Raw genomic sequence first — 25,404 nt, 5'->3', positions numbered from 1 at the left:
TGCCCGAAAGTCCGCTACGTCGGTTGCTGGCGGCAGGCTAAACTTCGCCTATCCCGCAAAGGAGTCGTCCCATGGCCCAGGCCACCCCCGCGTCGCCCGCCCGCGGCGCGAACAGCAAGCTGTACCCCGACGCGCAGACCGCCCTGCAGGGCGTGGTCGCCGACGGGCAGACCCTGGCCGTCGGCGGCTTCGGCCTGTGCGGCATTCCCGAGGCCCTGATCGGCGCTTTGCGCGACAGCGGCGCCAAGGGCCTGACCGCGATCTCCAACAACGCCGGCGTCGACGGTTTCGGCCTCGGCCTGCTGCTGGAAACGCGCCAGATCAAGAAGATGATTTCGTCCTACGTCGGCGAGAACAAGGAGTTCGAGCGCCAGTTCCTGTCCGGCGAACTCGAGCTCGAGTTCAATCCGCAGGGCACCCTGGCCGAGCGCCTGCGCGCCGGCGGCGCCGGCATTCCGGCCTTCTTCACCCGCACCGGCTACGGCACGGTGGTGGCCGAAGGCAAGGAAACCCGCGAGTTCGACGGCCACCATTACGTGATGGAAACCGCGCTCAAGGCCGACGTCTCGCTGGTCAAGGCGTGGAAGGCCGACAAGGCCGGCAACCTGGTGTTCCGAAAGACCGCGCGCAATTTCAACCCGGCCTGCGCGATGGCCGGCAAGGTATGCATCGCCGAGGTCGAGGAACTGGTCGAGATCGGCCAGCTCGACCCCGACCAGGTGCATCTGCCGGGCATCTACGTCGACCGCATCGTGGTCAATGCCACGCCCGAGAAGCGCATCGAGCAACGCACGGTGCGGGCCGGCTGAGCGAGCGGCCGTCGATGCGAGAAACCACTAGACGGCAACGAGAAACGAGTCGGACCTTAGCCGGCCACTCGCTCCTCTTCCTCTTCGCCCGTTCCTAGAATCCCGTCGAACGCCTCGCCGCCACCGCCGCAGGCTCGACATCAAAACAGAGACGAATCCCCATGCCCTGGACCCGCGATCAAATGGCGCAGCGCGCCGCGCAGGAACTCACCGACGGCGCTTACGTCAATCTCGGCATCGGTCTGCCGACCCTGGTGGCCAACTTCATTCCCGAGGGCATGGACGTGTGGCTGCAGTCCGAGAACGGCCTGCTCGGCATCGGCCCGTTCCCGAGCGAGGACGAAGTCGACGCCGACCTCATCAACGCCGGCAAGCAGACCGTCACCGCGCGCCCCGGCGCCAGCTATTTCGGCAGCCACGACAGCTTCGCGATGATCCGCGGCGGCCATATCGACCTGGCGATCCTCGGCGCGATGCAGGTCACCGGCAAGGGCGACCTGGCCAACTGGATGGTGCCCGGCAAGATGGTCAAGGGCATGGGCGGGGCGATGGACCTGGTCGCCGGGGTCAAGCGGGTGGTGGTGCTGATGGAGCACACCGCCAAGAACGGCGAACACAAGATCCTGCCCGAGTGCACCCTGCCGCTGACCGGCCTGGGCGTGGTCAACCGGATCATCACCGAGCTGGCGGTCATGGATGTGACCGAGCGCGGCCTGGTCCTGGTCGAGGCCGCGCCGGGGGTGAACGAAGACGAACTGCGGACCAAGACCGGCGTGCCCCTGCTGGCCGCCTGAACGGCCCTGGTCTGCGCCGCCTAGGAAAACGCAAACGGCGCGATCGATCCGATCACGCCGTTTGCGTATCTCCGGACCGGCGGCCGACGCAGATGCGCGCCACCGCCGCCGTTATCTCAAAGGTTCTGGTAATTCGGCCCCGAGCCGCCTTCCGGGGTGACCCAGTTGATGATCTCGTACGGGTCCTTGATGTCGCAGGTCTTGCAGTGCACGCAGTTGGCGGCGTTGATCTGCAGGCGCTTGGCGCCGGCGTCTTCGACGATTTCGTACACGCCGGCCGGGCAGAAGCGGGTGCAGGGGTTGCCGTACTCCTCGGCGCAGCGGGTCACGCAGACGTTGGTGTCGGCGACCTTGAGGTGCACCGGCTGGTCTTCGTCGTGCTCGGTCGCGGCGAAGTACACCGCGGCCAGGCGGTCGCGCGGGGCCAGGCTGCGCTCCAGGTAATCGCGCTTGGGCTGTTCGGCCTCGCCGAGCTTCTGCAGCGAGGACCAGTCGGGCTTGTTCTTCAGCGTCCACGGCGAAGCGCCGCCGGTCAGGGTTTCCCAGGCCGCGTTGAGCATGCCGAACCACAGTCCGCGCTTGAAGCCCGGCTTGATGTTGCGGACTTTCTTCAGCTCGCTCATCACCTCGGAGCCGCGCAGCTTGGCGTCGAAGCCCTGCGGCGACAGTTCCGCGCCGGCCAGGTGCTCGGCGGCGAGCATGCCGCTGCGGATCGCCTGGTGGGTGCCCTTGATCTTGGGCACGTTGAGCAGGCCGGCGGTGTCGCCGATCAGCAGCGCGCCGGGCATTTCCAGCTTCGGCAACGACTGGAAGCCGCCGGTGACGATCGCGCGCGCGCCGGCCGAGACCAGATTGCCGCCGTCCAGCAGCGGCTTGACCATCGGGTGGTTCTTCCATTGCTGGAACGCTTCCCAGGGCTTGTAGTCCGGGTCGCGGTAATCCAGGCCGCTGACGTAGCCCAGCGCGATCCGGCCCTTGTCCAGGTGGTACAGGAAGCTGCCGCCGTAGGTACGGCTGTCGGCCGGCCAGCCGAAGCTGTGCACGATCTTGCCTGGGGTGACCCGGTCTTCGGGCACCTGCCACAGTTCCTTGATGCCGATCGAATAGCCCTGCGGGTCGCTGTCGGCGTCGAGCTTGAAGCGCTTGATCAGGCGCTTGGTCAGATGGCCGCGCGCGCCTTCGGCGAACACGGTGACCTTGGCGCGGATGTCGATGCCGGCGGTGAAGCCGGGCTTGTGGCTGCCGTCCTTGGCGATGCCCATGTCGCCGATGCGCACGCCGGCGACGCGGCCGTCGGCGTCGTGCAGGGTTTCGGCGGCGGCGAAGCCGGGGTAGATCTCGACCCCCAGCGCCTCGGCCTGCGGCGCCAGCCAGGCGCACATCGCGCCGAGGCTGACGATCACGTTGCCGTGGTTGTTCATGCCCGGCGGCACCGGCAGCTTGCGCCCGCCGGTCTTGCTCAGCAGCCAGAACTCGTCCTCGGTCGCGGGCACGCAGATCGGCGGCGGATTGTCGCGCCAGTTGGGCAGCAGCGCGTCCAGCGGGCCGGTCTCGATGACCGCGCCGGACAGGATGTGCGCGCCGATGGTGCTCGACTTCTCGATCACGCAGACCGAGATCTCCGGATTGAGCTGCTTGAGCCGGATGGCGAAGGACAGGCCGGCGGGGCCGGCGCCGACGGTGACGACGTCGTACTCCATGACGTCGCGTTCGATTTCGATGGCTGGCGTGTCGGACGGCTGGACCGTGTCGATCGGCTGTTCGCTCATGCTGGCGGGACTCTGGCGTGCAATACGCCATTGTCGCGGGTTTGCGCCGGCAGCGCCAAGCCGGGACGGCGCGGATCCCGCGGCCCGCGGCCGGCGTCGCGTTTAAAACGGCTTGAATGCGGTTTCAGGCGCGAGCGTGCGGGCGTCCGCGGCCCGGGCGGCGGACGGCGTGTGCAAGGCGCCCGCCCGCGGCGGCGCGGGATCCGGAGCGCGGCGCGCCGGCCGCGTGCTAGCGTGGCTCATGGCTTTGCGACGACTGCCGCTGGAAGACGCCGAACTGAGCTTCGATCCGCACTGGTTGGCGCGCGAGCCGGCCGACGCGCTGTTCGCGGCGTTGCGCGAGGAGATCGATTGGGAAGTGCATCGGATCCGCTTGTTCGGGCGCGAGCACGATTCGCCGCGGCTGAGCAGTTGGATCGGCGACGCCGAGGCGCGCTATCGCTATTCCGGCGCGCTGTTCGAGCCGCGGCCTTGGCCGCCGGCCCTGGCGTCGCTGCGGTCGCGATTGAGCGAGGAACTCGGCGCGGCCTTCAACAGCGTGCTGGCCAATCGCTACCGCGACGGTCGCGATGCGATGGGTTGGCACAGCGACGACGAACCCGAACTCGGGCCGGCGCCGGTCATCGCCTCGCTGAGCCTGGGCGCGACGCGCCGGTTCGCGCTCAAGCACCGCCGCCGCGACGGCCTCAAGGGCGCGCTCGAGCTCGGCCACGGCAGCCTGCTGGTGATGGCCGGAGCGACCCAGGCCAATTACCGCCATGCCTTGCCGCGTACGGCGCGGCCGGTGGGCGAACGGATCAATCTGACGTTCCGCTGGATTCGGCCGGCGACAGGCAGGAGCGAGTGGATAGGAACCAGTGCTTGAGTAGATCCGCGGCGATTACTCGTTGCTGTTTCCTGGGCACTCGCGCTCGCACTGGCTTCAGCGCTTGTGCGCGGCCTTCTCGTGCGCCTCGCCCGAGCTCAGGGTCCAGCCGGCCAGCTCGCCGGTGGTCGCGGTCAGCGAGCGCTCGAACGCGGCGACCACGTCGCCGACCTGGGGGCTCGCGGCCGGGGTCGATTGCAGGAAAGTGCGCTGCGCGACCACTTTCTGGTCGGCGTTGTGCAGCAGCTTGGCGTTGAGCTCGATCACCGCCGACGGCAGCGCCTGGCCGGCGTAGTCGGACTCGAACCGGCGCAAATCCAGCACCAGTTTGTAATCGGCGCCGATGCCGCTGCCCTGGCGCGCGACCGCGGCGATCTTGCCGGAATCTTCCAGGGTGCGCAGCAAGGCGTCCTCGATCATCGCGCTGGGCAGCTTGGCCCAGGCCGCGCCCTTGTAGACCTGGAACTCGTCGCCGTTGGGGCGCACCGCGATGCGCAGGCTGTCGATCATGCGCGCGGCGGTCGGCGCGGTCAGCGACAGTTGCCAGTCGGCTTGCGGCCAGGCCGGATCGCCTGGCACGCGCGGATCCGGCGCGTACTGGGTGGTCGGGTTCTTCGGCTTCTCGTCGAGGATCGAGCAGCCGCCGAGCAGGGCGACGGCGAACAGCGCGGCGGCGAGCGCGCGCAACGGCGCCGGGCGGCGCGCGGCGGACGGGGTCAGGGTCTGGATGCGGATCATCGGGCGGCCGGCTCCGGTTCGAATTCCTTGGTGGCGTCGCGACCGAGCAGATAGCGGGTCGGGTTGCCGTCGAGACGATCGCTGATCCGGCGCAGGTCGCGCACCAGCACGCGCAACTCGGCCAGGGTCGGGCCGAGCTGGGCCAGGCCGTCGTTGGCGAAGCTGCTGATCGCGGCGCGGTTGTCGTTGAGGATGCCGTTGGCGCCGGTGGCGGCCGAATCGAGCTTGGTCAGGGTGCTGTCGAGCTTGGAGACGATGCCCGGCAGCTTGCCGGCGATCTCGCGGTCGACGGTCTGGACCGCGTGCTGGGTGGTGTCCAAGGTCGCGCTGAGCTGCTCGCTGGACTTGCGCGCATTGGCGATCAGCGCGCGCAGGTCGTCGCGCTGGTCGGCGATCGAGCCGGTCAGCGATTCGATGTTGGCCAGGGTCTTGGACACGTGCTGGACGTTCTCGTCGCTGAGCACCTGGTCCAGGCGCGCGACCAAACGGTTGGCGGTGTCGGCGATGTTCTGCAGCGCCGAGGCTTCGGTCTGGATGATCGGGATCTCGCTGCCGCGCTCGGCGTCGGCCAGGGCCGGGCTGTTCGGGCTGCCGCCGGTAAGCTGGATGATCGGGCTGCCGGTGATGCCGGTCATCGACAGCTTGGCGCGGGTGTCGGTCTTGATCGGCGCGTCGGCCTGCACGCGCAGCTTGGCGATGACCCGGCGCGGGTCGTCCGGGGCCAGGCTCAGCTGCTGCACGGTGCCGACCGAGATGCCGTTGTACTGCACGGTGCTGCCTTCCGACAGGCCGGTCACCGGCTCGTTGAAGATCACCGCGTACTCGCGCCAGCTGCGTTCGGAGGAGTACTTCGCCGCCCACAACGCGAACAGCAGCAGGAACAGCGTCACGAGGATCGTGAACGCGCCGATCAGGACGTAATTGGCCTTGGTTTCCATCAGGCACCTTCAGTGCGACTGGGCGTCGCCGCCGCTTTGGCCGGCATCATGCCAGCATGGGATAGGTAAACGCGGTGAAATGGATGAAGTTCAGCCCGAAGTGGGCCAACACCGCGCCCAACAGGCCGCCGCGGCGGTAGGCCCAGCCATAGGCCAGTCCGGCCAGGGTCGCCAGCAGCACCCAGCGCGCGCCGCCGCCGGCATGGACCAGGCCGAAGGCCAGCGCCGACGCCGCGATCGCCAGGGCGTCGCCGTGGCGCAGCGCGCGCCAGCGTTGCTGCAGCGCCTGTTGCAGGTAGCCGCGGAACATCGCCTCTTCGGTCAGCGCCACCAGCAGCAGGTTGTTGGCCGCCCACAGCGGGGCGAAAGCCGGCCACTTCGGCGCCCAGTCCACCACCCCCAGCAGCAGGGCCAGGCCCAGGCAGGCGAGGGCGGCGGCGCCCGCGCCGATCGCGCCGGCGCCCAGGGCCGCACCCGCACCGGCGCCGAACAGCGGCGAATGCGCCGGCGCAGCGACATCGCCGCGGCCTTTGTGGCGGGCGCTGGCGCCGATCCAGCACAGCAGCAGCCAGAACCCGGCCAGCGGCTTGTCGAAGTTGAGGTACAGCGACATCGGCGCGGCGCCGGCGCTGAGCTGCAGGCCGTCGGTCAGTTGCGGGTTGTGGAAGCCCGGCATCAGGTGCAGGCCGAGCGCGAAGGCGACCACGACGAACAGCGCGTGGCCGGCGATTCGCGCCGGCCGGGCCCGCGCCGGCCGCACCAGCCAGGCGGCCAGGCCGAGCAGGGCGAAGGCGGCCAGCGCCGGCGGCGCGAGCAGGCCCAGGGCGAAGCCGGCGCCGACCGCCGCGGCGAGCAGGGCCGCGCCGAGCGTATGCGCGCGCGGCCACCACAACAGGGCCGCGGCCAGGCACAGCACGCCCCAGGCGGCCAGGCTCGGCAGTTGCGCCGGGTCGAGGGGCCAGCCGCTCATGCGCCGGCCGCGTCGGCGTCGCGGAGGTTGCGCTCGCGCGCGACCTGGGCGGCGCGCGCGCGCGGGCCGTGGAAGTACTCCTGCACCCAGGGATGGTCGAGCCGCTCGACTTCCTCGATCGGCGCGCAGGCGACCACTTTCTTGTCGGCGAGCACTGCGATCCGGTCGCAGATCGCGTACAGGGTGTCGAGGTCGTGGGTGATCAGGAACACGGTCAGGCCCAGCGCCTGCTGCAGGGTGCGGATCAGGCGGTCGAAGGCGGCTGCGCCGATCGGGTCCAGGCCGGCGGTGGGCTCGTCGAGGAACAGCAGCGGCGGGTCCAGCGCCAGCGCCCGCGCCAGGCCGGCGCGCTTGCGCATGCCGCCGGACAATTGCGAGGGCAGCTTGTCGATCGCATCGGCCGGCAACCCCGACAGCTTGACCTTGAGCAGGGCCAGTTCGTAGCGCAGCGAGTCGGGCAGTTCGCCGTGGTACTCCTTGAGCGGCACCTGCACGTTCTCGCCGACGGTCAGCGAGGAGAACAGCGCGCCGTCCTGGAACAGCACCCCGGTATTGCGTTCGATCTCGCGGCGCAGGCGCGGGTCGGGGGTGCGCGCGTCGATGCCGAGCACCTCGATCTCGCCGGCGTCGGGCCGGCGCAGGCCGAGGATGGAGCGCATCATCACCGACTTGCCGGTGCCCGAGCCGCCGACCACGCCGATGATCTCGCCGCGGCGCACGTCCAGGTCCAGCCCGTCGTGCACGCGCTGTTCGCCGAACTGGTTGACCAGGCCGCGGATGCGGATGATCACCTCGTCGCCTTCGGCGCCGACGTCGGGGCTCGGGACTCGGGATTCGGGACTCGTCACAGCATGGTCTCGCCGACAGGGGCCAATGCGCTCGCAAGCCGCTTTGCGAGTCCCGAGCCCCGAGTCCCGAGTCCCCGCCTCACCAGCCCATCTCCATGAACCAGATCGCGAAGAACGCGTCGAGCACGATCACCAGCGAGATCGCCTGGACCACGCTGGAGGTGGTGCGTTCGCCGACCGATTGCGCGGTGCCCTTGACCTGCAGGCCTTCCAGGCAGCCGATCAGGCTGATCAGCAGGGCGAACACCGGGGCCTTGCTCATGCCGACCAGGAAGTGGCGCAGCTGCATGGTGTCGTGCATCCGCGCCAGGTATTGCTGCGGCGGGATGTCCAGGCCGTAGGCGCCGACGGTGAGGCCGCCGAGCAGGCCGGCGACCATGGCGATGAAGGTCAGCAGGGGCAGCATCACCAGCAGCGCCAGCACGCGCGGGATCACCAGCAGGTCGATCGGGTCCATGCCCAGGGTGCGGATCGCGTCGACCTCCTCGCGGCTGACCATCGCGCCGATCTGCGCGGTGAAGGCGCTGGCGGTGCGGCCGGCCAGCACGATCGCGGTCAGCAGCACGCCGAACTCGCGCAGGAAGGCGATGCTGACCAGTTCGACCACGAAGATGGTCGCGCCGAAGTCCTTGAGGATGGTCGAGCCGAGGAAGGCCACCACCGCGCCGACCAGGTAGCACAGCAGGGCGATCAGCGGCACCGCGTCGAGGCCGACCTGCTCCATGTGGTGGACGGTCGCGGTCGGCCGGAAGCGCCCCGGGCTCTTGAACAGCCGCAGCATCTTGACCAGGGTTTCGCCGAAGAAGGCGACCAGGGCCAGCACTTCCTTCCAGTTGTCGGTGACCGCGAAGCCGAGCCGCGCCAGCGCGGCCTGGAAGCCGTATTCGCGCTTCTTCTTCGGCCGCTCGTCGGCGACGTCCTCGATCGCGCTGACCAGGGCGCGGTGGCTGTCGTGGAAGGAGAACGCGGCGTCGAAATCGAGTTCGTGGCGGCGCGCGTAGCGCATCAGCTGCAGCACGCCGACCGAGTCCAGGCGCTCGACCCCGCGCGCGTCGATCTCGGTCGCGCCTTCCGGCGCGTGCTTGAGCGCCTCGCCGATGCGCAGGGCATGCTCCAGCGTCCAGCAGCCGGACAGGCGCAGGCGCGAAGGCGCTTGGCCGTCGGCGGCGATTTCCGGCGCGTGCGAGGTCGGTGCGGTCATAGGCTCTCGGGCGGGAGAATACAGGCTAGAAGCGGACAGGTGAGTGTCGGGTGTGCGGCCGAGCGGGGCCGTGCGGAGCAATGTGCGGCGCGGCCTGCCGGATGCGCTGCGCCGCGACCGGCCGGGTCCGCCTGACTGCCGCATGCACCGATCCGGCGCGGCGTCTGCCCAGCGGCGCGTGCGCATGCGATGCTTCGCGGCTATGTCCGTCCCGCATCCGCTCAGCGCCACCAGCTACGCGGCCCGCATCGCCTTCGTGGTCGAGCTGGCCGAGCGCCTGCACAGCTACGGCACCACCGCCCAGCGCCTGGAGGCGGCGGTGACCGCGGTGGCGCAGAAGCTGCGCCTGGAATGCGAACCCTGGTCCAACCCGACCGGGCTGATCCTGACCTTCAGCGACCCGCAAAGGCCCTTGGGCGACAGCGACACCACCCGGGTCATCCGCCTGCCGCCGGGCGAGAACGATCTGTACCGGCTCAGCGAAACCGACCGCATCGCCGAAGAGGTCATGGCCGGGCGGCTGGACCTGGCCGCCGGCCATGCCGCCCTGGAGGCGCTGGACCGGCCGCGCACCCGACGCTGGCGGGCGATGCAGGTGATCGCCTACGGCCTGGCCGCCGGCGCGGTGGCCAGCCTGCTGCGGCTGCCGTGGCTGGACATCGGCGTGGCCGCCGTCAACGGCCTGATGATCGGCCTGCTGGTCGACTTCTCCGGCCAGCGTCCGCGCCTGCGCGAGGCGCTGGAGGCGATCGCCGGCGTGTTCGCCGCTGCGGCGACCGTGCTGGCGGCCAACTTCGTCGCCCCGTTGAACCAGAACACGGTGATCATCGCCTCGCTGATCGTGCTGCTGCCCGGTATGGCGCTGACCAATGCGGTCAACGAGCTGACCAGCCAGCACCTGGTGTCGGGCACGGCGCGTTTCGCCGGCGCGGTCACCACCGTGGTCAAACTCGCGGTGGGCACGGTGATCGGCCTGTACCTGGCCGACCTGATCGGCCTGGAGCCGGTGGTGCGGGCCTGGCGTCCGCAGGATTCCTGGGTGGAGTGGTGCGGCCTGGCGGTATCGGCCTATGCCTTCGCGGTATTGTTCCGCGCCGATCGCCGCGATTATCCCAAGGTGATGGCGGCGGCCGCGGGCGGTTATCTGATCTCCCGTTTCGGCGGCCTGGCCTGGGGCAATCCGGCCGGGATTTTCCTCGCCGCGCTGGTCATGACCGCGCTGGGCAACGCCTATGCGCGCTGGGGCAATCGGCCCGGCGCGATCATCCGGGTGCCCGGAATCATCCTGCTGGTGCCCGGCAGCGTGAGCCTGCGCGGGCTGCTGACCATGCTGCAGCAGCAGGACGTCCACGTCGGCCAGGACGCGATACTGGCGGTGGTCAATATCCTGTTGGCGCTGATCGCCGGGCTGATATTCGGCAACCTGCTGCTGCCGGCGCGGCGCAACCTCTGATCCGGCTCCAACCGGGTTCCGATCCGACCGCCTTCCGTCCCCGGCCGAATCCGGCCGGTTCCGATTCCCTGGCGGGCCGAATCCGCCGCGCCGCTCCCCCGGGCAGCGGCGCGGCCGATTTTCGCCGGCGCAATAGAAAACGCCGGCTGCTGCCGGCGCCTGTGGCCGAGGCCGGTTACTTGATCAGGAAATCGTCGAGCTTGCGGCCCGCGGCGGTATAGGCGGCCAGCCAGCGCGGCTGCTTGCCGCGGCCGGTCCAGGTTTCGCCGGTATTGGCCGGGTTGCGGTACTTCGGCGCGACCTTGCCGAGCGGCTTGCGCGCCTTGCGCGCGCCGGCGGCGGCCGGCTTGGCGGCCTTGGCGCCGGCCTTGGCGGCGCGCGGCGCGGCCGCGGTGCCGAACAGCTCTTCGGCGGTGTAGCCCTCGGCCTTGATCAGCTGGGCGATTTTCTTGCGCACCGCAGCAAGCGGCTTGCGCTTGTTGAGCGTGGTCTTGCGCTTCTTGGCCTGGCTGATCAGGGATTCGAGTTCTTTGGCGGACAACGAGGAAATATCGATCGTCATGAAGCCTCCGGGAGTATGGACGGAATACGGCCAGTCCCTGGCGCGCGGCCTGCATAATAGAGGGACATACCCCGGGCGTAAATGTGCCGATGGTCGCGATATATTCGCTCGCGGATTCGCAGTCGGTTGGCACGATTGGTGCAGACGGCGGCGGTTAATCCAGCGGCGTTCGGAATCATCGGTTTTTTCGCGGGCGCGGCGCTTTCGCGGCGGCCGCATGGCGAGGCCGGCGGCATCGCCGCGACGAAAATCGGCGCGGCGGGACGGACGATAAAGCGTGCCTGCCGTCATATTTTCGAACATCATTACCGGTGCGCCGCGGCACGCTATCTGCGGCGGCGCCGGAGATTACTCGCGCTGCGGCGCGGGTAATCGGCAACCGTCGCCTCAGGCGCCGGCGATCCGGGCCAGGACCGCGGCGCGGTCGAGATTCTCCGCCTCGGCGGCGCGGCGGTGGCGGTATTCGAAACTGCCCGCGGCCAGGCCGCGCTCGGACACCACCACCCGGTGCGGCACGCCGATCAGTTCCATGTCGGCGAACATCGCTCCCGGGCGCAGGCCGCGGTCGTCGAGCGCGGCGTCGACGCCGGCCGCGAGCAGGTCGCGGTACAGCGCCTGCGCGGCTTCGGCGACGGCGGCGTCGTTCTTGGGATTGATCACGCACACCACCGCCTGCCACGGCGCCATCGCTTCCGGCCAGGCGATGCCGGCGTCGTCGAAGTTCTGCTCGATCGCCGCCGCCACGATCCGCGACACGCCGATGCCGTAGCAGCCCATCGCCGGGGTCGCGGCCTTGCCGGTCTCGTCGAGCACGCTGAGCTTCATCGCTTCGGCGTACTTGCGGCCGAGCTGGAACACGTGCCCGACCTCGATGCCGCGGGCGATGCCGAGGGTGCCCCGGCCGTCGGGCGAAGGATCGCCGGCGACCGCGTTGCGGATGTCGGCGACCTCGGCCGGCTCGGCCAAGTCGCGGCCCCAGTTGACCCCGGCCAGGTGGTAGCCGTTGTCGTTGGCACCGACCACGAAATCGGCCAGCGCGGCGACGCTGCGGTCGGCGATCACCCGCACCGGCTTGGCCGGCGCGACCGGGCCGAGGAAGCCGGGCTGGGCGCCGAGGTGTTCGAGAATCTCGGCCTCGCTGGCCAGGCGGTACTCGGCCAGGCCGGCCAGCTTGGACAGTTTGATCTCGTTGACCACGTGGTCGCCGCGCACCAGCGCCAGGGCGAACTGCGGCTGGCCGTCGGCGTCGGCGCCGACGATCGCGACCGACTTGACCGTGCGCGCCAGCTCGATGCCGAGCAGGGCGGCGACGTCCTCGCAGGTTTTCTGGGTCGGCGTGTCGACCTTGCGCATCGCCTCGGCCGCGGCCGGGCGCGGGCCCGGCGCCACCGCTTCGGCCAGTTCGACGTTGGCGGCGTAGTCGGAACCGTCGGAGAAGGCGATCGCGTCCTCGCCGGAGTCGGCCAGGACATGGAACTCGTGCGAGGCGCTGCCGCCGATCGCGCCGGTGTCGGCGAACACGGCGCGGTACTTCAGCCCCAGGCGGGTGAAGATGCGGCCGTAGGTGTCGTACATGTTGCGGTATTCGCGGCCGAGGTCCTCGTCGCTGACGTGGAAGGAGTAGGCGTCCTTCATCAGGAACTCGCGCGCGCGCATCACCCCGAAGCGCGGCCGGATCTCGTCGCGGAACTTGGTCTGGATCTGGTAGAAGTTGACCGGCAGCTGCTTGTAGCTGGCCAGCTCGTTGCGGGCGAAGTCGGTGACGACCTCTTCATGGGTCGGCCCGTAGCAGTACCAGGCCTCCTTGCGGTCCTGCATCTTCAGCAGCTGGCCGCCGAACTTCTCCCAGCGCCCGGTTTCTTCCCACAGCTCCTTGGGCTGCACCGCCGGCATCAGCACTTCGATCGCGCCCGCGGCGTTCATCTCCTCGCGCACCGCGCGCTCGACCTTGCGCAGCACGCGCAGGCCCAGCGGCGACCAGGTGTACAGGCCGGCGGCGAGCTTGCGGATCATGCCGGCCTTGAGCATCAGCTTGTGGCTGACGATCTCGGCCTCGGCGGGGGTTTCCTTGCTGGTATGGAGATGGAACTGCGACAGGCGCATCGGCAGGGGTTCGCGGATGGGGAAAGCGAACAGTTTGCCATGCCGGCGCGCCGGGCTCGTTCGCGAACCGGGCCGGCGGGGCGCCGCGCGGCGCCCTGGGGCGGGCGCCGAAGCCGTCGCGGGACGGGCCGCGGCGCCCGGTGGGGCTGACTCAGGCGTCGCCTTGCTTGGTGGTCGGCTGCGACGAAGCCGGGGCGACGCTGGTCGGCGCCGCGGCCGGCTGGGTGCAGTAGGCGCGCACCGCGGCCTCGGCCAACTGGACCTGGGCGGCGCGCTGCTGGGCGTCGAGCACGTTGTCCGGCTTGCCGTCCTTGTTGGCGTCGACCCCGACCGTGCGCGAGCTCTGCAGCTGCTTGAGGTTGCCGCGCGCGGTCACGCACTGCGGGTTCTCGGCCGCCGGCGCGTCGGCCGCGCTGGCGGTCTGGGCGGCGGTGCCGGAGCGGTTCTTGATCACCCGGTTCTTGACCCCGGCCTGGTTCGGCGGCGGCGAATCGGAGTAATGGGTGACGCCCTTGGCGTCCTTCCACTGGTACAGCTCGGTGGCGGCGACCGGGGCGGCCAACAGGACGAGCAGGGCGGCGCTGAAGCCCAGCGCCGGCAGGGCGCGGCGGGCGGAAGGACGGGTCGGGCGGGACATGGCGGAGCTCCGGGGCAGCGGGCGGAACGGGGCGGCAGACGCCGATGGGGCGGGGGGAAGCTACGATTGCAGCATCCTGTCCGGATGCAGGCAAGCGCTACACTTCGCAGTATGGAACCCCATCACACGCCCCGCCCCCGCGGACGCGGCATTTACCTGCTGCCCAACCTGTTCACCACCGGCGGCATGTTCGCCGGCTTCTACGCGATCATCGCCGCCACCCAGGGCCGTTTCGACGACGCTTGCGTGGCGATCTTCATCGCCGCGATCCTCGACGGCGTCGACGGCCGCGTTGCGCGCCTGACCAACACCCAGAGCGAGTTCGGCGTGCAGTACGACTCGCTGGCCGACCTGATCAGCTTCGGCCTGGCGCCGGCGCTGGTGATGTACCACTGGGCGCTGGAGTCGACCAAGCTCGACGGCGTCATCCCCGGCAAGATCGGCTGGGTCGGCGCCTTCCTCTACGCCGCCTGCGCCGCGCTGCGCCTGGCCCGGTTCAATTCCCAGGTCGGCCAGGTCGACAAGCGCTGGTTCATCGGCCTGGCCAGCCCGGCCGCGGCCGGACTGGTCGCCAGCTTCGTCTGGACCTGCCACAGCTTCGGCCTGGTCGGCGAGCAGTTGCGCTACGCCGCGCTGGCGGTGACCGTGCTGGCCGGCCTGCTGATGGTCAGCCGGATGCGCTACGTCAGCTTCAAGGGCAGCGGCCCGCGCAACGACCGGGTGCCGTTCCTGGCGATCCTGGTGGTGGTGGCGGTGGTGGTGGCGATCGCGATCGACCCGCCGCGGGTGCTGCTGGCGATCTTCGCCCCGTATGCGCTGTCCGGCCCGGTGCAGGCGATCTACCGCCGGGTGCGCAGAATTCCGCCGCCGCCCCCGCCGGCCGAGGGCGGTACGCCATGAGCGGGCTGTGGAGCGCGCAGCAGCGCGAGTGGTTGCAGGCGATGGGCCACAGCGTGCTGAGCCTGGCCGGCGACGAGGCCGAGCCGGCGCCGGCCGTCGCGCCGACCGCCGGGCGCGCTTCCGCGCCCAGGCCGGAGCTTGCCCCGGTCGCCGCTGCGGCCAACCCGGCCCGGCCGACCGCCGACAGCCCCTTGCTGCGCAACCTGCTGCGCGCCGCGCGCCGCGCGCCCGGCGACGCGGCGGTGCTGGCCCTGTTCGACGTCGCCGCACTGCGCGGCGACCCGGCCGCCAAGCGCGCGCTGTGGCCGCGCCTGCGCGCCCTGCGCCGCGGGAACGCGCCGCGATGATCGCGCTGGCCTCGGACCTGGAACGTCCCACGGCCCCGGCCGCGCTGCGGCCGATGCGCGAAGACGATCTCGACGCGGTCCATGCGATCGAGATCCGCGCCTACGAATTCCCGTGGACCCCGGGCATCTTCCGCGACTGCCTGCGCGCCGATTACCCGGCCTGGGTGCTGGTCGAGGACGAGCGCATCGTCGGCTACTTCCTGATGAGCGTGGCCGCCGGCGAGGCGCACGTGCTCAACGTCTGCGTCGCCCCGGAAGCGCATGGGCTGGGCTTCGGCCGCAAGCTGCTGCGCGCCCTGGTCACGATCGCCCGCGGCCGCGGCGCCGAGCGGGTGTTCCTGGAAGTGCGCCCGTCCAACGCCGGCGCGATCGCCCTGTACCACAGCGAAGGCTTCAACGAGATCGGCCGCCGCCCGCGCTACTACCCGGCCCGCGGCGGCCGCGAGGATGCACTGGTGATGGCGATCGAGTTGTTGCCCGAGGGGCGGGATTAGGGATTCGGGATTGGCAAAGCGCGACGTTGCCCCTGTAGGAGCGGCGTAAGCCGCGACAACCGAAGCGACGAAATACCACGCCTCCTTCCGAAGTCCCGACCCTTCCCGCTCTGCCTGCCCAAATCGCGGCTATCCGCGCTCCGGCTGCCACGCTTGCGTCCGTCGCTGCGGTGGTCGCGGCTCACGCCGCTCCTACAGGGGTTGATGCGCGCACAAAAAAGCCGCGGTCCTGCCGCGGCTTTTTTGCGAGAGGCTGTGTCGTTCAGTCCAGCTTGGCCCGCTGCGCGACCAGCTCTTCCAGCATCGTGGTCCAGTCGACCAAGCGCTTGCGCTCCTGCTCGACCACCGCCGGCGGCGCGTTCTGGACGAAGGTGTCGCTGGCCAGCTTGGCCTGGCACTTGCCGATCTCGCCCTCGACCCGCTTGCGTTCCTTGTCCAGGCGCACCCGTTCGGCGTCGAGCTTTTCCGCCGGCAGCGGCACCAGCAGGGTCAGTTCGCCGACCACCGCCGGCGCGGCCGGCGGCGCCGCAGCCACGTCGTCGATGTAGTCGATGCGCTCGAGCTTGTTGAGGAACTTGAGCTGAGTGGCGAAGCGCGCGCTGCGCTCGCGGTCGCTGGCGTCGCCCTTGGCCAGCAGCAGCGGCACCAGGTCGGACGGCTTGACGTTGAGCTCGCTGCGCACCTTGCGCAGCGCCGAGACCATCGCCTTGAGCCATTCCACGTCGGCCTCGGCGCCGGCGTAGTCGCCGCCGACTTCGCCGGCCTGCGGATAGGCGCGCAGCATGATGCTGGATTCGGCCACGCCGAGCTTGGGCGCGACCTGCTGCCACAGTTCCTCGGTCACGAACGGAATCAGCGGGTGCAGCAGGCAGAGCAGGCGCTCGAGCACGTACAGCAGGGTGTGGCGGGTGCTGTCGGCGGCGGCGCGGTCCTCGCCCTGCAGCGCCGGCTTGGCCAGCTCGACGAACCAGTCGCAGAACGCGTTCCAGGCGAACTCGTACAGGCTCTGCGCCAGCAGGTCGAAGCGGTAGCCGGCCAGGTGCGTCTCGGCCTCGGCCGCGGCCTTGGCCAATTGGGCCAGGATCCAGCGTTCGGCGTCGGTCTTCGGCTGCGGCGCGCCGGCGAAGCCGGCGCCGTCGGTGTTCATCAGCACGAACCGGGTCGCGTTCCACAGCTTGTTGCAGAAGTTCTTGTAGCCCTCGGCGCGGCCGAGGTCGAACTTGATGTCGCGGCCGTGGGTGGCGAGCGCGGCGATGGTGAAGCGCAGCGCGTCGGCGCCGAAGGCCGGGATGCCTTCGGGGAACTCCTTGCGCGTGTTCTTCTCGATCTTCTCGGCCATCTTCGGCTGCATCAGGCCGGTGGTGCGCTTGGCGACCAGCTCGTCCAGGCTGATGCCGTCGATCAGGTCGATCGGGTCGAGCACGTTGCCCTTGGACTTGGACATCTTCTGCCCGTCTTTGTCGCGCACCAGGCCGTGGATGTACACGTCGCGGAACGGGACCTGGCCGGTGAAGTGGTCGGTCAGCATGATCATGCGCGCGACCCAGAAGAAGATGATGTCGAAGCCGGTGACCAGCACCGAGGTCGGCAGGTAGCGCTCGAAGCCGCGCGCTTCCATCGTCGCCTGGTCCGGCCAGCCCATGGTGCTGAACGGCCACAGGCCGGAGGAGAACCAGGTTTCCAGCACGTCGCTGTCTTGGCTCAGGACGACGTCGGCGCCGAGGCCGGCGCGGGCGCGCGCATCGGCTTCGTCGCGGCCGACGTAGATATTGCCTTGCTCGTCGTACCAGGCCGGGATGCGGTGGCCCCACCACAGCTGGCGGCTGATGCACCAGTCCTGGATGTTCTCCATCCAGTGGCGGTAGGTATTGATCCAGTTGCCCGGAACGAAGCGCACCTGGCCCTGTTCGACCAGCTCCAGGCCGCGCTTGGCCAGGCCGTCCATCTGCACGAACCACTGGTCGGTCAGATAGGGCTCGATCACCTGGCCGGTGCGGTCGCCGCGCGGCACCTGCAGCTTGTGCGGCTTGGTTTCCACCAACAGGCCCTGCGCTTCCAGTTCGGCCAGCACGACCTTGCGCGCTTCGTAGCGGTCCAGGCCGACGAAGCGTTCCGGCGCGTTGGCGTTGACGGTCGCGTCGAGGGTGAAGATGTTGATCAGCGGCAGGCTGTGGCGCTGGCCGACCGCGTAGTCGTTGAAATCGTGGGCCGGGGTGACCTTGACCACGCCGGTGCCGAATTCGCGGTCGACGTAGGCGTCGGCGATGACCGGGATCTCGCGCCCGGTCAGCGGCAGGGTGACGCTCTTGCCGATCAGGTGCTGATAGCGCTCATCGTCCGGATGGACCATGACCGCGGTGTCGCCGAGCATGGTTTCCGGGCGCGTGGTCGCGACCGTCAGCGTGGCGCTGCCGTCGCTCAGCGGATAGCTGATCGACCACAGGAAGCCGTCTTCTTCTTCGTTGACCACTTCCAGGTCGGAGATCGCGGTCTTCAGCACAGGGTCCCAGTTGACCAGGCGCTGGCCGCGGTAGATCAGGCCTTGCTCGTGCATGCGCACGAAGGCCTCGATCACCGCCTGCGAGGCCATCGGGTCCATGGTGAAGGCCGATCGGGTCCAATCGCCGGAGGCGCCGAGGCGGCGCATCTGCCGTTCGATGGTGCCGCCCGAGTGGGCCTTCCACTCCCACACCTTCTCGATGAAGCCGTCGCGGCCCAGGCCGTCGCGGGTCAGGCCTTCCTGGCTGAGATTGCGCGCCACCACCATTTCGGTGGCGATGCCGGCGTGGTCGGTGCCCATCTGCCACAGCGTGTCGTAGCCGCGCATGCGGTAGTAGCGGATCAGCGCGTCCTGCAGGGTGTGCTGGAACGCGTGGCCCATGTGCAAGGTGCCGGTGACGTTCGGCGGCGGCAGCAGGATCGAATACGCCGGACCTTCGCCGCGCGGCTGGAATACGCCGCTGCTTTCCCACTGTTCGTAGAGGCGGGCTTCGAACTGTTTGGGGTCGTAGCTGGGGGCGAGGGACATAGGGGCGGGGAATGGGGAAAGGGGAAAGGGGAATCGGGAATCGGTAGGGCTACTGCAACAGCGCAGGAGGAGGTGGCGAAGGGCTTTAACGATTCCCTATCCCCGATTCTCCATTCCGGCTTCTTACATATCGTGCTTATTCAAAGCCAGGCCGCGCGCCTGGTACTGCTTCCAGCGTTCGCGCAGCGGGCCGCGCGCGGAGTCGTCGGCGGGGACGACTTCCAGTACCCGGTCGAAGCCTTCGCCGACCGGGGCGTCGCGCAGGTTGATCACCAGCGGGCGCAGGGCCGGGTCGGATTCGGGCGCGGCGATCAGCACGTCGGCTTCCTCCTCGTCCTCGTCCAGCCCGGCGATCTGGTGCGGGATATAGGCGTCCTCGCCCATGTCCCAGAGCATGTCGTCGAGTTGCTCGGCCTGCTCGGCGCTGCGCGCCAGGATCAGGGTCGGCAGCCCGGCGTCGTGGGCCTTGCGCGCCAGTTCGCAGACCAAGCGCATCGGCTCCTCGCGGAAGCGCGGCGATTGGATCAGGTAGAAGTCGGCGCGGGGCATGTTCGGGGCTCGGGGCTCAGGATTCGGAATTCGGGACTGCGGGACTCGGGACTCGGGACTCGGGACTCGGGACTCGGGACTCGGGACTCGGATTAAAGCGGGACTCGGTAAAGTGGGCTTTTGCTTTCAGTCAGTCGGGGTCGGGGAACACGTGGTCCTTGAGCTTGGCGGCGCGCCGCCTAGCCTTTCGAGTCCCGAGTCCCGAGTCCCGAGTCCCGCAGTCCCGCAGTCCCGGAACCCCGAGGGCCCCGAGTCCCGCACAGCGTCAGCCCGCCTGATCCAACAACCACTGCGACAGCAGACCCACCGGGCGGCCGGTGGCCAGGCCGCGCTTGCCTTCTTCGTTGGAGACGCCGGCGATGTCCAGGTGGGCCCAGCGCTGGCCTTCGGTGAAGCGGGCCAGGAAGCAGCCGGCGGTGATCGCGCCGGCCCAGCGGCCGCCGATGTTGTAGACGTCGGCGAAGCTGGACTCGAGCTGGGTCTGGTACTCGTCCCACAGCGGCAGGCGCCAGGCGCGGTCGAACACTTGTTCGCCGGCCTGCAGCAGTTCGCCGGCGAGGTCGTCGTCCTTGCTCATCAGGCCGCTGGCGAACTTGCCCAGCGCCACCACGCAGGCGCCGGTCAGGGTCGCCACGTCGAGCAGGGCCTTGGGTTCGAAGCGCTGGGCATAGGTCAGCGCGTCGCACAGGATCAGGCGGCCTTCGGCGTCGGTGTTGCCGACTTCGATGGTCTTGCCGGACATGCTGGTGAGCACGTCGGAGGGACGGTAGGCGTCGGCGTCGGGCATGTTCTCCACCGCCGGCACCACCACCACCAGGTTGATCGGCAATTGCATGCCGACCGCCGACACGAACGTGCCCAGCACCGAAGCGGCGCCGCACATGTCGAACTTCATCTCCTCGATGCCGCCCTGGACCTTGAGGTTGATGCCGCCGGTGTCGAAGGTGATGCCCTTGCCGACCAGCACGTAGGGCTTGGCGTCGCCGCCGTTGTCGTACTTGAGCACGATCAGCTTGGGCGGGTTGGCCGAGCCGCGCGCGACCGCGAGCAGCGAGCCCATGCCCAGCGCCTGCATCTGTTCGCGGTCGAGCACCTCGCAGGAGGCGTTGTCGAAGCGGTCGGCGAATTCCTGCGCCTGCTGCGCCAGGTAGGCCGGGTTGCAGATGTTCGGCGGCAGGTTGCCGAGCTCGCGGGCGAAGGCGACGCCGGCGGCGATGGCCTGGCCGCGCGCCAGCGCGACGGCGTCGGTGCCGCTGAGCGAGAGCCGGCGCAGGCCGGGCTCGTCTTTCTTCTTGCCCAGGGTGGCGGTGTAGCGGTAGCAGGCGTGGTCGGCGGCGATCGCGGCCTGGCGGATCGCCCAGGCGGCGTCGCGGCCCTGCACCGGCTCTTCGGTCAGGGTCAGCAGGGCGTGCTGGACCGGGCCGGTCTTGAGCGCGCGGGCGGCATCGCCGACCGCCTTGAGGTACTGGGCGACGCCGAACTTGCCCGGCTCGCCGAGGCCGACCACCAGCACGCGCGGCGCGGCCATGCCGGGGACGTCGTGGAGCAGGGCGGTCTTGCCGGTCTTGCCGCTGATGTCGCCGCGTTCCAGCAGCACGGTCAGGCGTCCGCCGCTGACTTCATCCAGCGTTCGCGCCGCTGCGGTCAGGGTCTTGTCGGCGAAGGCGCCTACCACGACGCAATCGGTTTGAGCGGCCGCGGGCGTGTCGCGGTTCAGGTCGAATTCGAGGGCCATCCAACAGATTCCCAGCAGAAAAGAGGAGTTGTCTCGTACAATCGGCCGGCTTTGCCTAAGGGCCTGAGGCCAGGACCGAAGCCGGCGCCGTCTGGCGCAGAGTCGATCGGCAGCCCCGGGTTCGAGGCGCGATCGGGCCGGCCGGCCGTCGAACGAACCCCCGAGTTTAAAGCAAGCCCGCCCGAATGCCGAAGCCCAACCCGAAGCGCGCCCCCACGCCTCATGCAGAAGCTTGACCGTTACCTGACCGGCGAATTCGCCCAGGCCGTCTTCGCGACCCTGGTGGTGCTGCTGATCGTGAGCGTCGGCGGCGCCTTCACCGACGTGCTCGAGGACATCGCCAAGGGCAAGGTCCCGGCCGGCCTGATGCTGATGCAGCTGGGCCTGGTGCTGATCAAGTGGCTGCCGCTGATCCTGCCGCTGGCGCTGATGCTGGGCCTGATGCTGGGCATCGGCCGGCTGTATCGGGACTCGGAAATGCCGGTGATCGCCTCGATCGGTGTCGGCCCCAAGCGCCTGCTGCGCCCGCTGCTGTACGTGGTCGGCCCGATCGTGGCCGTGGTCGGCGCCTGCTCGCTGTGGCTGGGCCCCTGGGCCGACCGGGTGTCGCGCGAAATGATCAACGAGGCCAGCCGCAGCCTGGTCGTGGCCGGCCTGGAGCCGGGCGCCTTCACCGGCCTGCCCAACGACAACGGGGTGATCTACGTCGGCGCCATGTCCGGCGACGGCAGCCGTTTCGAGCGCATCTTCATCTACCGCAACAAGCCCGAGCGGCAGACCGTGACCACCGCCAAGAGCGGCCACCTGACCGTGCGCGCCAACGGCGACCGCTACCTGACCCTGGACGACGGCTTCGAGGTCGAGGGGCCGAAGGACGGCGGCCTGGACTACCGGCTGATGCGCTACGCCAGCAACGACGTGCTGATGCCGGCCAGCGAGGACCGCTACGACCCCTCGCTGCCGGAAATGATGTCGACCCCGCAGTTGCTGACCGATCCGCGGCGCGAGGCCGCGGCGCAGCTGCACTATCGCATCGCGCCGCCGCTGCTGGCCCTGGCCTTCGCCCTGCTGGCGGTGCCGCTGGCCCGCACCACCCCGCGCCAGGCCCGCTACGGCAGCGTGCTGATGGGTTTTCTGGCCTATCTGATCGGCAACAACTTCATGATGATGGGCACCGGCTGGATCGAAGACGGCAAGATCCCCGCCGCCCTCGGCCTGTGGTGGCTGACCGTGCCTTTGCTGGCGGTGTCGGCCTGGTTGTACCTGCGCGACGGCCGCGTCGCGCGGCGGAGCAAGGCGCGATGAGGCCCTTCCCCAAGATCCACGACGTCTACGTCGGCCGGGCCGTGCTCGGCACCGTGCTGCTGACCTGGGCGGTGCTGCTGGGTCTGGACTTCATGCTCAGCCTGGTCGGCGAATTCGGCGACATCGGCAAGGGCCGCTACGGCCTGATGCAGGCCCTGGCCTACATGCTGATGACGGTGCCGCGCCGCGCCTACGGCCTGTTCCCCTATGCCGCGGTGATCGGCGCGCTGATGGCCCTGGGCCAGTTGGCCTCGACCTCCGAGCTGACCGTGCTGCGCGCGGTCGGCCTGTCGCGGCGCCGGCTCAGCCTGGCGGTGGCCGGCGCGCTGGCGGCGCTGACCCTGGTCATGGTGGTCAACGGCGAGACCCTGGCGCCGGAAGGCCAGCGCCGCGCCGACGCGCTGAAGTCGGCGGCCAAGTCGAACAATCAGGTCGTGGCCGAGTACTCCGGCCTGTGGGCGCGCGAGGGCGACGTGATCCTCAGCGCCAGCCAGGGCCAGGAACGCAGCAATGGCCAGGACCGCTGGCTGGAGCTGCGCAACGTCAACCTGTACCAGTTCGGCGCCGACGGCCGCCTGGCCTCGTACGCGATCGCCAAGATCGCCGAGCACCGTCCCGGCGGCTGGCTGCTGCGCGACGTCACCCGCACCACCTTCCATGCCAAGTCGGCCGAGCAGACTCAGGTCGCGCAGGAGCGCTGGGAGTCCAAGCTCGACAGCTCGGCGCTGATGAGCGGCACCAACCGCCCGCGCTACCTCAGCGCCAAGGCCCTGCACAAGGCGATCGAAGACCGCGAACGCAACGACCTGGATGCGGCCGAGTTCGAGGCCCATTACTGGGGTCGCTGGTTCTACCCGCTCAACGTGCTGACCCTGTGCCTGGCGGCGGTGCCGTTTGCGTTCGGCAGCCTGCGCAGCGGCGGCCTGGGCAAGCGCTTGTTCATCGGCATCGTGTTCGCCCTGGTGTTCTGGCAGTTGCAGACCCAGTTCGTCGAGCTGGCCAAGGTGTTCCACTTCGACTTCCGCCTGGCCTACGCCATGCCGACGGTGGTGATGCTGGCGGTCTCCGCCTACCTGTTCAAACGTCGGTCGGGGTGAGCCGAAAGCACGCTTGCGAGCCACTGGCTCGCGCTTTCGGCGAACGCCCGGCGCGCTGCGCCGGGCCGGTGCCGCAACCTCCAGCCCACGCATAGCCGCCCGAAGCCGTCTGGCCGGGCCGGTGCCGCAACCTCCAGCCCACGCATAGCCGCCCGAAGCCGTCTGGCCGGGCCGGTGCCGCAACCTCCAGTCCACGCATAGCCGCCCGAAGACGTCTGGCCGGGCCGGTGCCGCAACCTCCGGCCCACGCATAGCCGCCCGAAGCCGTCTGGCCGGGCCGGTGCCGCAACCTCCAGCCCACGCATGGCCGCCCGAAGCCGTCTGGCCGGGCCGGGGCCGCAACCTCCAGCCCACGCATGGCCGCCCGAAGCCGTCTGGCCGGGCCGGGGCCGCAACCTCCAGCCCACGCATGGCCGCCCGAAGCCGTCTGGCCGGGCCGGGGCCGCAACCTCCAGCCCATGCATGGCCGCCCGAAGCCGCCTGCGGCACTGCCGCCCGAACAAGGGACGGAGGGGGTTAATCGCGCTCAAACCCCTCGCATCGCTCGAACTCGCTGCGCCGCAGCGGCCGCGCGCGTGGACCTACCGCTTCGGCATCCGCAGCACCCGCGTCCCGCTCGCGCGGTCGTGCCAGGTCAGGCGTTCGCGGTCGAACAGCGCCCACCAGAAGCCGAGCCCGCCGGCCAGCAGCGAGAGCGTGCCGACCGCATAGCGGATCCACAGCGCCTTCCAGCCCGGGATCGCGCCGTCGGCGCCGATCACCCGCAACCGCCAGGGCCGCATGCCCAGGGTCTGGCCGCCGCGTCGCCAGCTCAGCGTCGCGTAGCCGCCGGCCGCCAGCCAGCACAGGCTCCATTCCAGCCACCACCAGCCGGTCAGCGGCCGGATGTTCTCGTGGGTGTTGTGGCCGGCCAGGGTGTAGGCCAGCACCACCGCCAGGCCGATCAGCATCCACAGCGCCAGCACCGGCCAGAAGTCGTAGAACAGCGAGAACAGCCGCCAATGCAACAGGGCGGCGGGGCGGGGCGGGGCGGCGGCGGAGTCGGTTGCGCTCATCCCGGCAGGATACGGGCAGGAGCGAGTGGAGAGGAACGAGTGGAGAGGAGTGAGGAGTGAGCGGGGCCGCTATCGCGCTCCGCCTTTACTCACTCCTCACTCCTCTCCACTCGTTCCTCTGCAGCCGTTCCCCGCCTTAAGCTTCCCCCATGCCCGCCACTCCCGCCGATCGCCGCAGCCTGGCCATGGCCTTGCCCCCGCTGGACGAGCCCGACGCCGCCGACATCGCCGGGTTCCTGGATGCGATCTGGGCCGAGAACGGCCTGGCGCAGCAGACCTTGCACAGCTATCGCCGCGACCTGGAAGGCCTGGCGCGCTGGCGCGACGGACGCGGCCTGGCCGGCGCCGATCGCGCCGCCCTGTTCGAGTATCTGGCCTGGCGCACCCGCGAGGGCTATTCGCCGCGCAGCAACGCGCGCCTGCTGTCGGCCCTGCGCGCGTTCTACGCCTGGCGCCTGCGCCGCGGACTGCGCAGCGACGACCCGACCGCTTTGCTGGAGCCGCCGAAGCTGCCGCGCTCGCTGCCCAAGGCGCTGGCGGAAAGCCAGATCGACGCCCTGCTGGCGGCGCCCGACACGGACGCGCCGCTGGGCCTGCGCGACCGCGCCATGCTCGAGCTGATGTACGCCGCCGGGCTGCGCGTCAGCGAGTTGGTGAATCTGCCGGCGACCGCGGTCAACCTGCGCCAAGGCGTGTTGCGGGTCACCGGCAAGGGCAGCAAGGAGCGCCTGGTGCCGCTGGGCGAGGAAGCCCAGCACTGGCTGGAGCGCTACCTCGGCCAGGCCCGCCCGCAACTGGCCGGCAAGCGCGCCCTGGCGCCGTTGTTCATCGGCCCCTCCGGCGAAGCGCCGAGCCGGCAGGAGTTCTGGCACCTGGTGAAGCGCTACGCCGCCGTCGCCGGCATCGACCCGATGCGGATCAGCCCGCACGCCCTGCGCCACAGCTTCGCCACTCACTTGCTCAACCGCGGCGCCGACCTGCGCGCGCTGCAGATGCTGCTCGGCCACAGCTCGCTGTCGACCACCCAGATCTACACCCTGGTGGCGCGCGAACAGCTCAAGCGCCTGCACGCCAAGCATCATCCTAGGGGGTGAGCCGAAAGCGCTTGCGAGCCACCGGCTCGCGCTTTCGGCGAACGCCCGGCGCGCTGCGCCGGGCCGGGGTCGCAACTCTCAGCCAGAGCGCAGCTCTCCAAAGCCGCATGCGG

Annotated in this window: 24 protein-coding genes; 11 read left to right on the top strand and 13 right to left on the bottom strand. The window is 70.0% G+C overall.

Features of this window, described 5'->3' with window-relative positions; all coding sequences use genetic code 11:
• Positions 1 to 71 precede the first annotated feature (71 nt).
• Together AC3A57_RS18145 and AC3A57_RS18140 are read left to right on the top strand one after the other, a co-directional pair.
• The gene (locus tag AC3A57_RS18145) at positions 72 to 809 is read left to right on the top strand and encodes a CoA transferase subunit A (protein WP_221669847.1); all 738 of its coding nucleotides are present in this window, start codon (positions 72 to 74) and stop codon (positions 807 to 809) included.
• Positions 810 to 970: 161 nt separating this feature from the next.
• On the top strand, positions 971 to 1,603 hold the full coding sequence (locus tag AC3A57_RS18140) for a CoA transferase subunit B (RefSeq protein WP_221669846.1): 633 nt from the start codon (positions 971 to 973) through the stop codon (positions 1,601 to 1,603).
• Positions 1,604 to 1,719: 116 nt separating this feature from the next.
• Here AC3A57_RS18140 and AC3A57_RS18135 read toward each other — a convergent pair whose 3' ends face one another.
• Complete coding sequence (locus tag AC3A57_RS18135) at positions 1,720 to 3,372, bottom strand: electron transfer flavoprotein-ubiquinone oxidoreductase (protein WP_487580199.1); 1,653 nt, start codon at positions 3,370 to 3,372, stop codon at positions 1,720 to 1,722.
• A gap of 241 nt (positions 3,373 to 3,613) precedes the next feature.
• On the opposite strand from AC3A57_RS18135, the gene AC3A57_RS18130 reads away from it, so the two are divergent.
• Positions 3,614 to 4,237 carry an alpha-ketoglutarate-dependent dioxygenase AlkB family protein gene (locus AC3A57_RS18130; RefSeq protein ID WP_487580198.1) on the top strand — a complete coding sequence of 208 codons (624 nt, stop codon included), beginning with the start codon at positions 3,614 to 3,616 and terminating at the stop codon, positions 4,235 to 4,237.
• 57 nt (positions 4,238 to 4,294) lie between these two features.
• Here AC3A57_RS18130 and AC3A57_RS18125 read toward each other — a convergent pair whose 3' ends face one another.
• The 5 genes from AC3A57_RS18125 to AC3A57_RS18105 form a co-directional block, all read right to left on the bottom strand.
• Positions 4,295 to 4,975 carry an ABC-type transport auxiliary lipoprotein family protein gene (locus tag AC3A57_RS18125; protein ID WP_487580197.1) on the bottom strand — a complete coding sequence of 227 codons (681 nt, stop codon included), beginning with the start codon at positions 4,973 to 4,975 and terminating at the stop codon, positions 4,295 to 4,297.
• Positions 4,972 to 5,913, bottom strand: coding sequence for an MlaD family protein (locus tag AC3A57_RS18120; RefSeq protein ID WP_487580196.1), 942 nt, complete (start codon positions 5,911 to 5,913; stop codon positions 4,972 to 4,974). The genes AC3A57_RS18125 and AC3A57_RS18120 overlap by 4 nt, the downstream gene beginning before the upstream one ends.
• 46 nt (positions 5,914 to 5,959) lie before the next feature.
• Complete coding sequence (locus AC3A57_RS18115; RefSeq protein WP_487580195.1) at positions 5,960 to 6,883, bottom strand: CPBP family intramembrane glutamic endopeptidase; 924 nt, start codon at positions 6,881 to 6,883, stop codon at positions 5,960 to 5,962.
• Positions 6,880 to 7,731, bottom strand: a complete 852-nt coding sequence (locus AC3A57_RS18110; protein ID WP_487580194.1) for an ABC transporter ATP-binding protein — start codon at positions 7,729 to 7,731, stop codon at positions 6,880 to 6,882. The genes AC3A57_RS18115 and AC3A57_RS18110 overlap by 4 nt, the downstream gene beginning before the upstream one ends.
• A 79-nt stretch (positions 7,732 to 7,810) precedes the next feature.
• Entirely contained in the window at positions 7,811 to 8,932 is a 1,122-nt protein-coding gene (locus AC3A57_RS18105) for an ABC transporter permease (protein WP_221669838.1), read from the bottom strand.
• A gap of 184 nt (positions 8,933 to 9,116) precedes the next feature.
• Between AC3A57_RS18105 and AC3A57_RS18100 the strand changes: the two genes are divergently transcribed.
• The gene (locus AC3A57_RS18100; protein WP_487580193.1) at positions 9,117 to 10,385 is read left to right on the top strand and encodes a threonine/serine exporter family protein; all 1,269 of its coding nucleotides are present in this window, start codon (positions 9,117 to 9,119) and stop codon (positions 10,383 to 10,385) included.
• A 175-nt stretch (positions 10,386 to 10,560) separates the two neighbouring features.
• On the opposite strand, the gene AC3A57_RS18095 is transcribed toward AC3A57_RS18100, so the two are convergent.
• Entirely contained in the window at positions 10,561 to 10,947 is a 387-nt protein-coding gene (locus AC3A57_RS18095) for an H-NS histone family protein (RefSeq protein WP_487580192.1), read from the bottom strand.
• Positions 10,948 to 11,082: 135 nt separating this feature from the next.
• On the opposite strand from AC3A57_RS18095, the gene AC3A57_RS18090 reads away from it, so the two are divergent.
• Entirely contained in the window at positions 11,083 to 11,319 is a 237-nt protein-coding gene (locus AC3A57_RS18090; RefSeq protein ID WP_487580191.1) for a hypothetical protein, read from the top strand.
• A gap of 15 nt (positions 11,320 to 11,334) precedes the next feature.
• Here AC3A57_RS18090 and AC3A57_RS18085 read toward each other — a convergent pair whose 3' ends face one another.
• Together AC3A57_RS18085 and AC3A57_RS18080 are read right to left on the bottom strand one after the other, a co-directional pair.
• A complete protein-coding gene (locus AC3A57_RS18085; protein WP_487580190.1) occupies positions 11,335 to 13,050 on the bottom strand; it encodes a proline--tRNA ligase in 1,716 nt (571 codons plus the stop codon).
• 151 nt (positions 13,051 to 13,201) lie between these two features.
• A complete protein-coding gene (locus AC3A57_RS18080; protein ID WP_487580189.1) occupies positions 13,202 to 13,687 on the bottom strand; it encodes a DUF4124 domain-containing protein in 486 nt (161 codons plus the stop codon).
• 111 nt (positions 13,688 to 13,798) lie between these two features.
• Between AC3A57_RS18080 and pssA the strand changes: the two genes are divergently transcribed.
• The 3 genes from pssA to rimI are packed head-to-tail and all read left to right on the top strand — an operon-like array spanning position 13,799 to position 15,428.
• Positions 13,799 to 14,587 (top strand): CDP-diacylglycerol--serine O-phosphatidyltransferase, encoded by a 789-nt coding sequence (gene pssA / locus AC3A57_RS18075; protein ID WP_487580188.1) that lies wholly within the window; start codon positions 13,799 to 13,801, stop codon positions 14,585 to 14,587.
• Positions 14,584 to 14,934 (top strand): alanine acetyltransferase, encoded by a 351-nt coding sequence (locus AC3A57_RS18070; RefSeq protein ID WP_487580187.1) that lies wholly within the window; start codon positions 14,584 to 14,586, stop codon positions 14,932 to 14,934. The genes pssA and AC3A57_RS18070 overlap by 4 nt, the downstream gene beginning before the upstream one ends.
• On the top strand, positions 14,931 to 15,428 hold the full coding sequence (gene rimI / locus AC3A57_RS18065) for a ribosomal protein S18-alanine N-acetyltransferase (RefSeq protein ID WP_221669830.1): 498 nt from the start codon (positions 14,931 to 14,933) through the stop codon (positions 15,426 to 15,428). Before AC3A57_RS18070 ends, rimI begins: the two co-directional genes overlap by 4 nt.
• Positions 15,429 to 15,690: 262 nt before the next feature.
• Here rimI and AC3A57_RS18060 read toward each other — a convergent pair whose 3' ends face one another.
• The 3 genes from AC3A57_RS18060 to AC3A57_RS18050 all read right to left on the bottom strand — a co-directional run bounded on the left by AC3A57_RS18060 (position 15,691) and on the right by AC3A57_RS18050 (position 20,740).
• The gene (locus AC3A57_RS18060) at positions 15,691 to 18,456 is read right to left on the bottom strand and encodes a valine--tRNA ligase (protein WP_487580186.1); all 2,766 of its coding nucleotides are present in this window, start codon (positions 18,454 to 18,456) and stop codon (positions 15,691 to 15,693) included.
• A 123-nt stretch (positions 18,457 to 18,579) separates the two neighbouring features.
• Complete coding sequence (locus tag AC3A57_RS18055; RefSeq protein ID WP_487580185.1) at positions 18,580 to 19,005, bottom strand: DNA polymerase III subunit chi; 426 nt, start codon at positions 19,003 to 19,005, stop codon at positions 18,580 to 18,582.
• Positions 19,006 to 19,270: 265 nt separating this feature from the next.
• Positions 19,271 to 20,740 (bottom strand): leucyl aminopeptidase, encoded by a 1,470-nt coding sequence (locus AC3A57_RS18050; RefSeq protein WP_487580184.1) that lies wholly within the window; start codon positions 20,738 to 20,740, stop codon positions 19,271 to 19,273.
• A 222-nt stretch (positions 20,741 to 20,962) separates the two neighbouring features.
• On the opposite strand from AC3A57_RS18050, the gene lptF reads away from it, so the two are divergent.
• Positions 20,963 to 22,045: an LPS export ABC transporter permease LptF gene (gene lptF / locus AC3A57_RS18045; protein ID WP_487580183.1), complete on the top strand. Its 1,083-nt coding sequence runs from the start codon at positions 20,963 to 20,965 to the stop codon at positions 22,043 to 22,045.
• Positions 22,042 to 23,142 carry an LPS export ABC transporter permease LptG gene (gene lptG / locus AC3A57_RS18040; RefSeq protein ID WP_487580182.1) on the top strand — a complete coding sequence of 367 codons (1,101 nt, stop codon included), beginning with the start codon at positions 22,042 to 22,044 and terminating at the stop codon, positions 23,140 to 23,142. The genes lptF and lptG overlap by 4 nt, the downstream gene beginning before the upstream one ends.
• 581 nt (positions 23,143 to 23,723) lie before the next feature.
• Here the strand turns inward: lptG and AC3A57_RS18035 are convergent.
• Entirely contained in the window at positions 23,724 to 24,197 is a 474-nt protein-coding gene (locus AC3A57_RS18035; RefSeq protein WP_487580181.1) for an RDD family protein, read from the bottom strand.
• A gap of 149 nt (positions 24,198 to 24,346) precedes the next feature.
• On the opposite strand from AC3A57_RS18035, the gene xerD reads away from it, so the two are divergent.
• Complete coding sequence (gene xerD / locus AC3A57_RS18030) at positions 24,347 to 25,291, top strand: site-specific tyrosine recombinase XerD (protein ID WP_487580180.1); 945 nt, start codon at positions 24,347 to 24,349, stop codon at positions 25,289 to 25,291.
• The last annotated feature ends 113 nt before the right edge of the window (positions 25,292 to 25,404 follow it).

The organism is Lysobacter sp. Soil_C_15 (genome assembly GCF_057657315.1).
Note: the sequence above shows the minus strand (reverse complement) of the source record. Positions and strands in the feature narration are given on the sequence as shown.

What these genes read in the sequence shown, in the direction of transcription:
- AC3A57_RS18055 (WP_487580185.1), bottom strand. Translation starts at nt 19,005, where the DNA reads ATGCCCCGCGCCGACTTCTACCTGATCCAATCGCCGCGCTTCCGCGAG.
- AC3A57_RS18095 (WP_487580192.1), bottom strand. Translation starts at nt 10,947, where the DNA reads ATGACGATCGATATTTCCTCGTTGTCCGCCAAAGAACTCGAATCCCTG.
- AC3A57_RS18125 (WP_487580197.1), bottom strand. Translation starts at nt 4,975, where the DNA reads ATGATCCGCATCCAGACCCTGACCCCGTCCGCCGCGCGCCGCCCGGCG.
- xerD (WP_487580180.1), top strand. Translation starts at nt 24,347, where the DNA reads ATGCCCGCCACTCCCGCCGATCGCCGCAGCCTGGCCATGGCCTTGCCC.
- AC3A57_RS18100 (WP_487580193.1), top strand. Translation starts at nt 9,117, where the DNA reads ATGCGATGCTTCGCGGCTATGTCCGTCCCGCATCCGCTCAGCGCCACC.
- pssA (WP_487580188.1), top strand. Translation starts at nt 13,799, where the DNA reads ATGGAACCCCATCACACGCCCCGCCCCCGCGGACGCGGCATTTACCTG.
- lptF (WP_487580183.1), top strand. Translation starts at nt 20,963, where the DNA reads ATGCAGAAGCTTGACCGTTACCTGACCGGCGAATTCGCCCAGGCCGTC.
- AC3A57_RS18050 (WP_487580184.1), bottom strand. Translation starts at nt 20,740, where the DNA reads ATGGCCCTCGAATTCGACCTGAACCGCGACACGCCCGCGGCCGCTCAA.
- AC3A57_RS18060 (WP_487580186.1), bottom strand. Translation starts at nt 18,456, where the DNA reads ATGTCCCTCGCCCCCAGCTACGACCCCAAACAGTTCGAAGCCCGCCTC.
- AC3A57_RS18070 (WP_487580187.1), top strand. Translation starts at nt 14,584, where the DNA reads ATGAGCGGGCTGTGGAGCGCGCAGCAGCGCGAGTGGTTGCAGGCGATG.
- AC3A57_RS18140 (WP_221669846.1), top strand. Translation starts at nt 971, where the DNA reads ATGCCCTGGACCCGCGATCAAATGGCGCAGCGCGCCGCGCAGGAACTC.
- AC3A57_RS18120 (WP_487580196.1), bottom strand. Translation starts at nt 5,913, where the DNA reads ATGGAAACCAAGGCCAATTACGTCCTGATCGGCGCGTTCACGATCCTC.
- AC3A57_RS18080 (WP_487580189.1), bottom strand. Translation starts at nt 13,687, where the DNA reads ATGTCCCGCCCGACCCGTCCTTCCGCCCGCCGCGCCCTGCCGGCGCTG.
- rimI (WP_221669830.1), top strand. Translation starts at nt 14,931, where the DNA reads ATGATCGCGCTGGCCTCGGACCTGGAACGTCCCACGGCCCCGGCCGCG.
- AC3A57_RS18130 (WP_487580198.1), top strand. Translation starts at nt 3,614, where the DNA reads ATGGCTTTGCGACGACTGCCGCTGGAAGACGCCGAACTGAGCTTCGAT.
- AC3A57_RS18035 (WP_487580181.1), bottom strand. Translation starts at nt 24,197, where the DNA reads ATGAGCGCAACCGACTCCGCCGCCGCCCCGCCCCGCCCCGCCGCCCTG.
- AC3A57_RS18135 (WP_487580199.1), bottom strand. Translation starts at nt 3,372, where the DNA reads ATGAGCGAACAGCCGATCGACACGGTCCAGCCGTCCGACACGCCAGCC.
- AC3A57_RS18085 (WP_487580190.1), bottom strand. Translation starts at nt 13,050, where the DNA reads ATGCGCCTGTCGCAGTTCCATCTCCATACCAGCAAGGAAACCCCCGCC.
- AC3A57_RS18105 (WP_221669838.1), bottom strand. Translation starts at nt 8,932, where the DNA reads ATGACCGCACCGACCTCGCACGCGCCGGAAATCGCCGCCGACGGCCAA.
- lptG (WP_487580182.1), top strand. Translation starts at nt 22,042, where the DNA reads ATGAGGCCCTTCCCCAAGATCCACGACGTCTACGTCGGCCGGGCCGTG.
- AC3A57_RS18145 (WP_221669847.1), top strand. Translation starts at nt 72, where the DNA reads ATGGCCCAGGCCACCCCCGCGTCGCCCGCCCGCGGCGCGAACAGCAAG.
- AC3A57_RS18115 (WP_487580195.1), bottom strand. Translation starts at nt 6,883, where the DNA reads ATGAGCGGCTGGCCCCTCGACCCGGCGCAACTGCCGAGCCTGGCCGCC.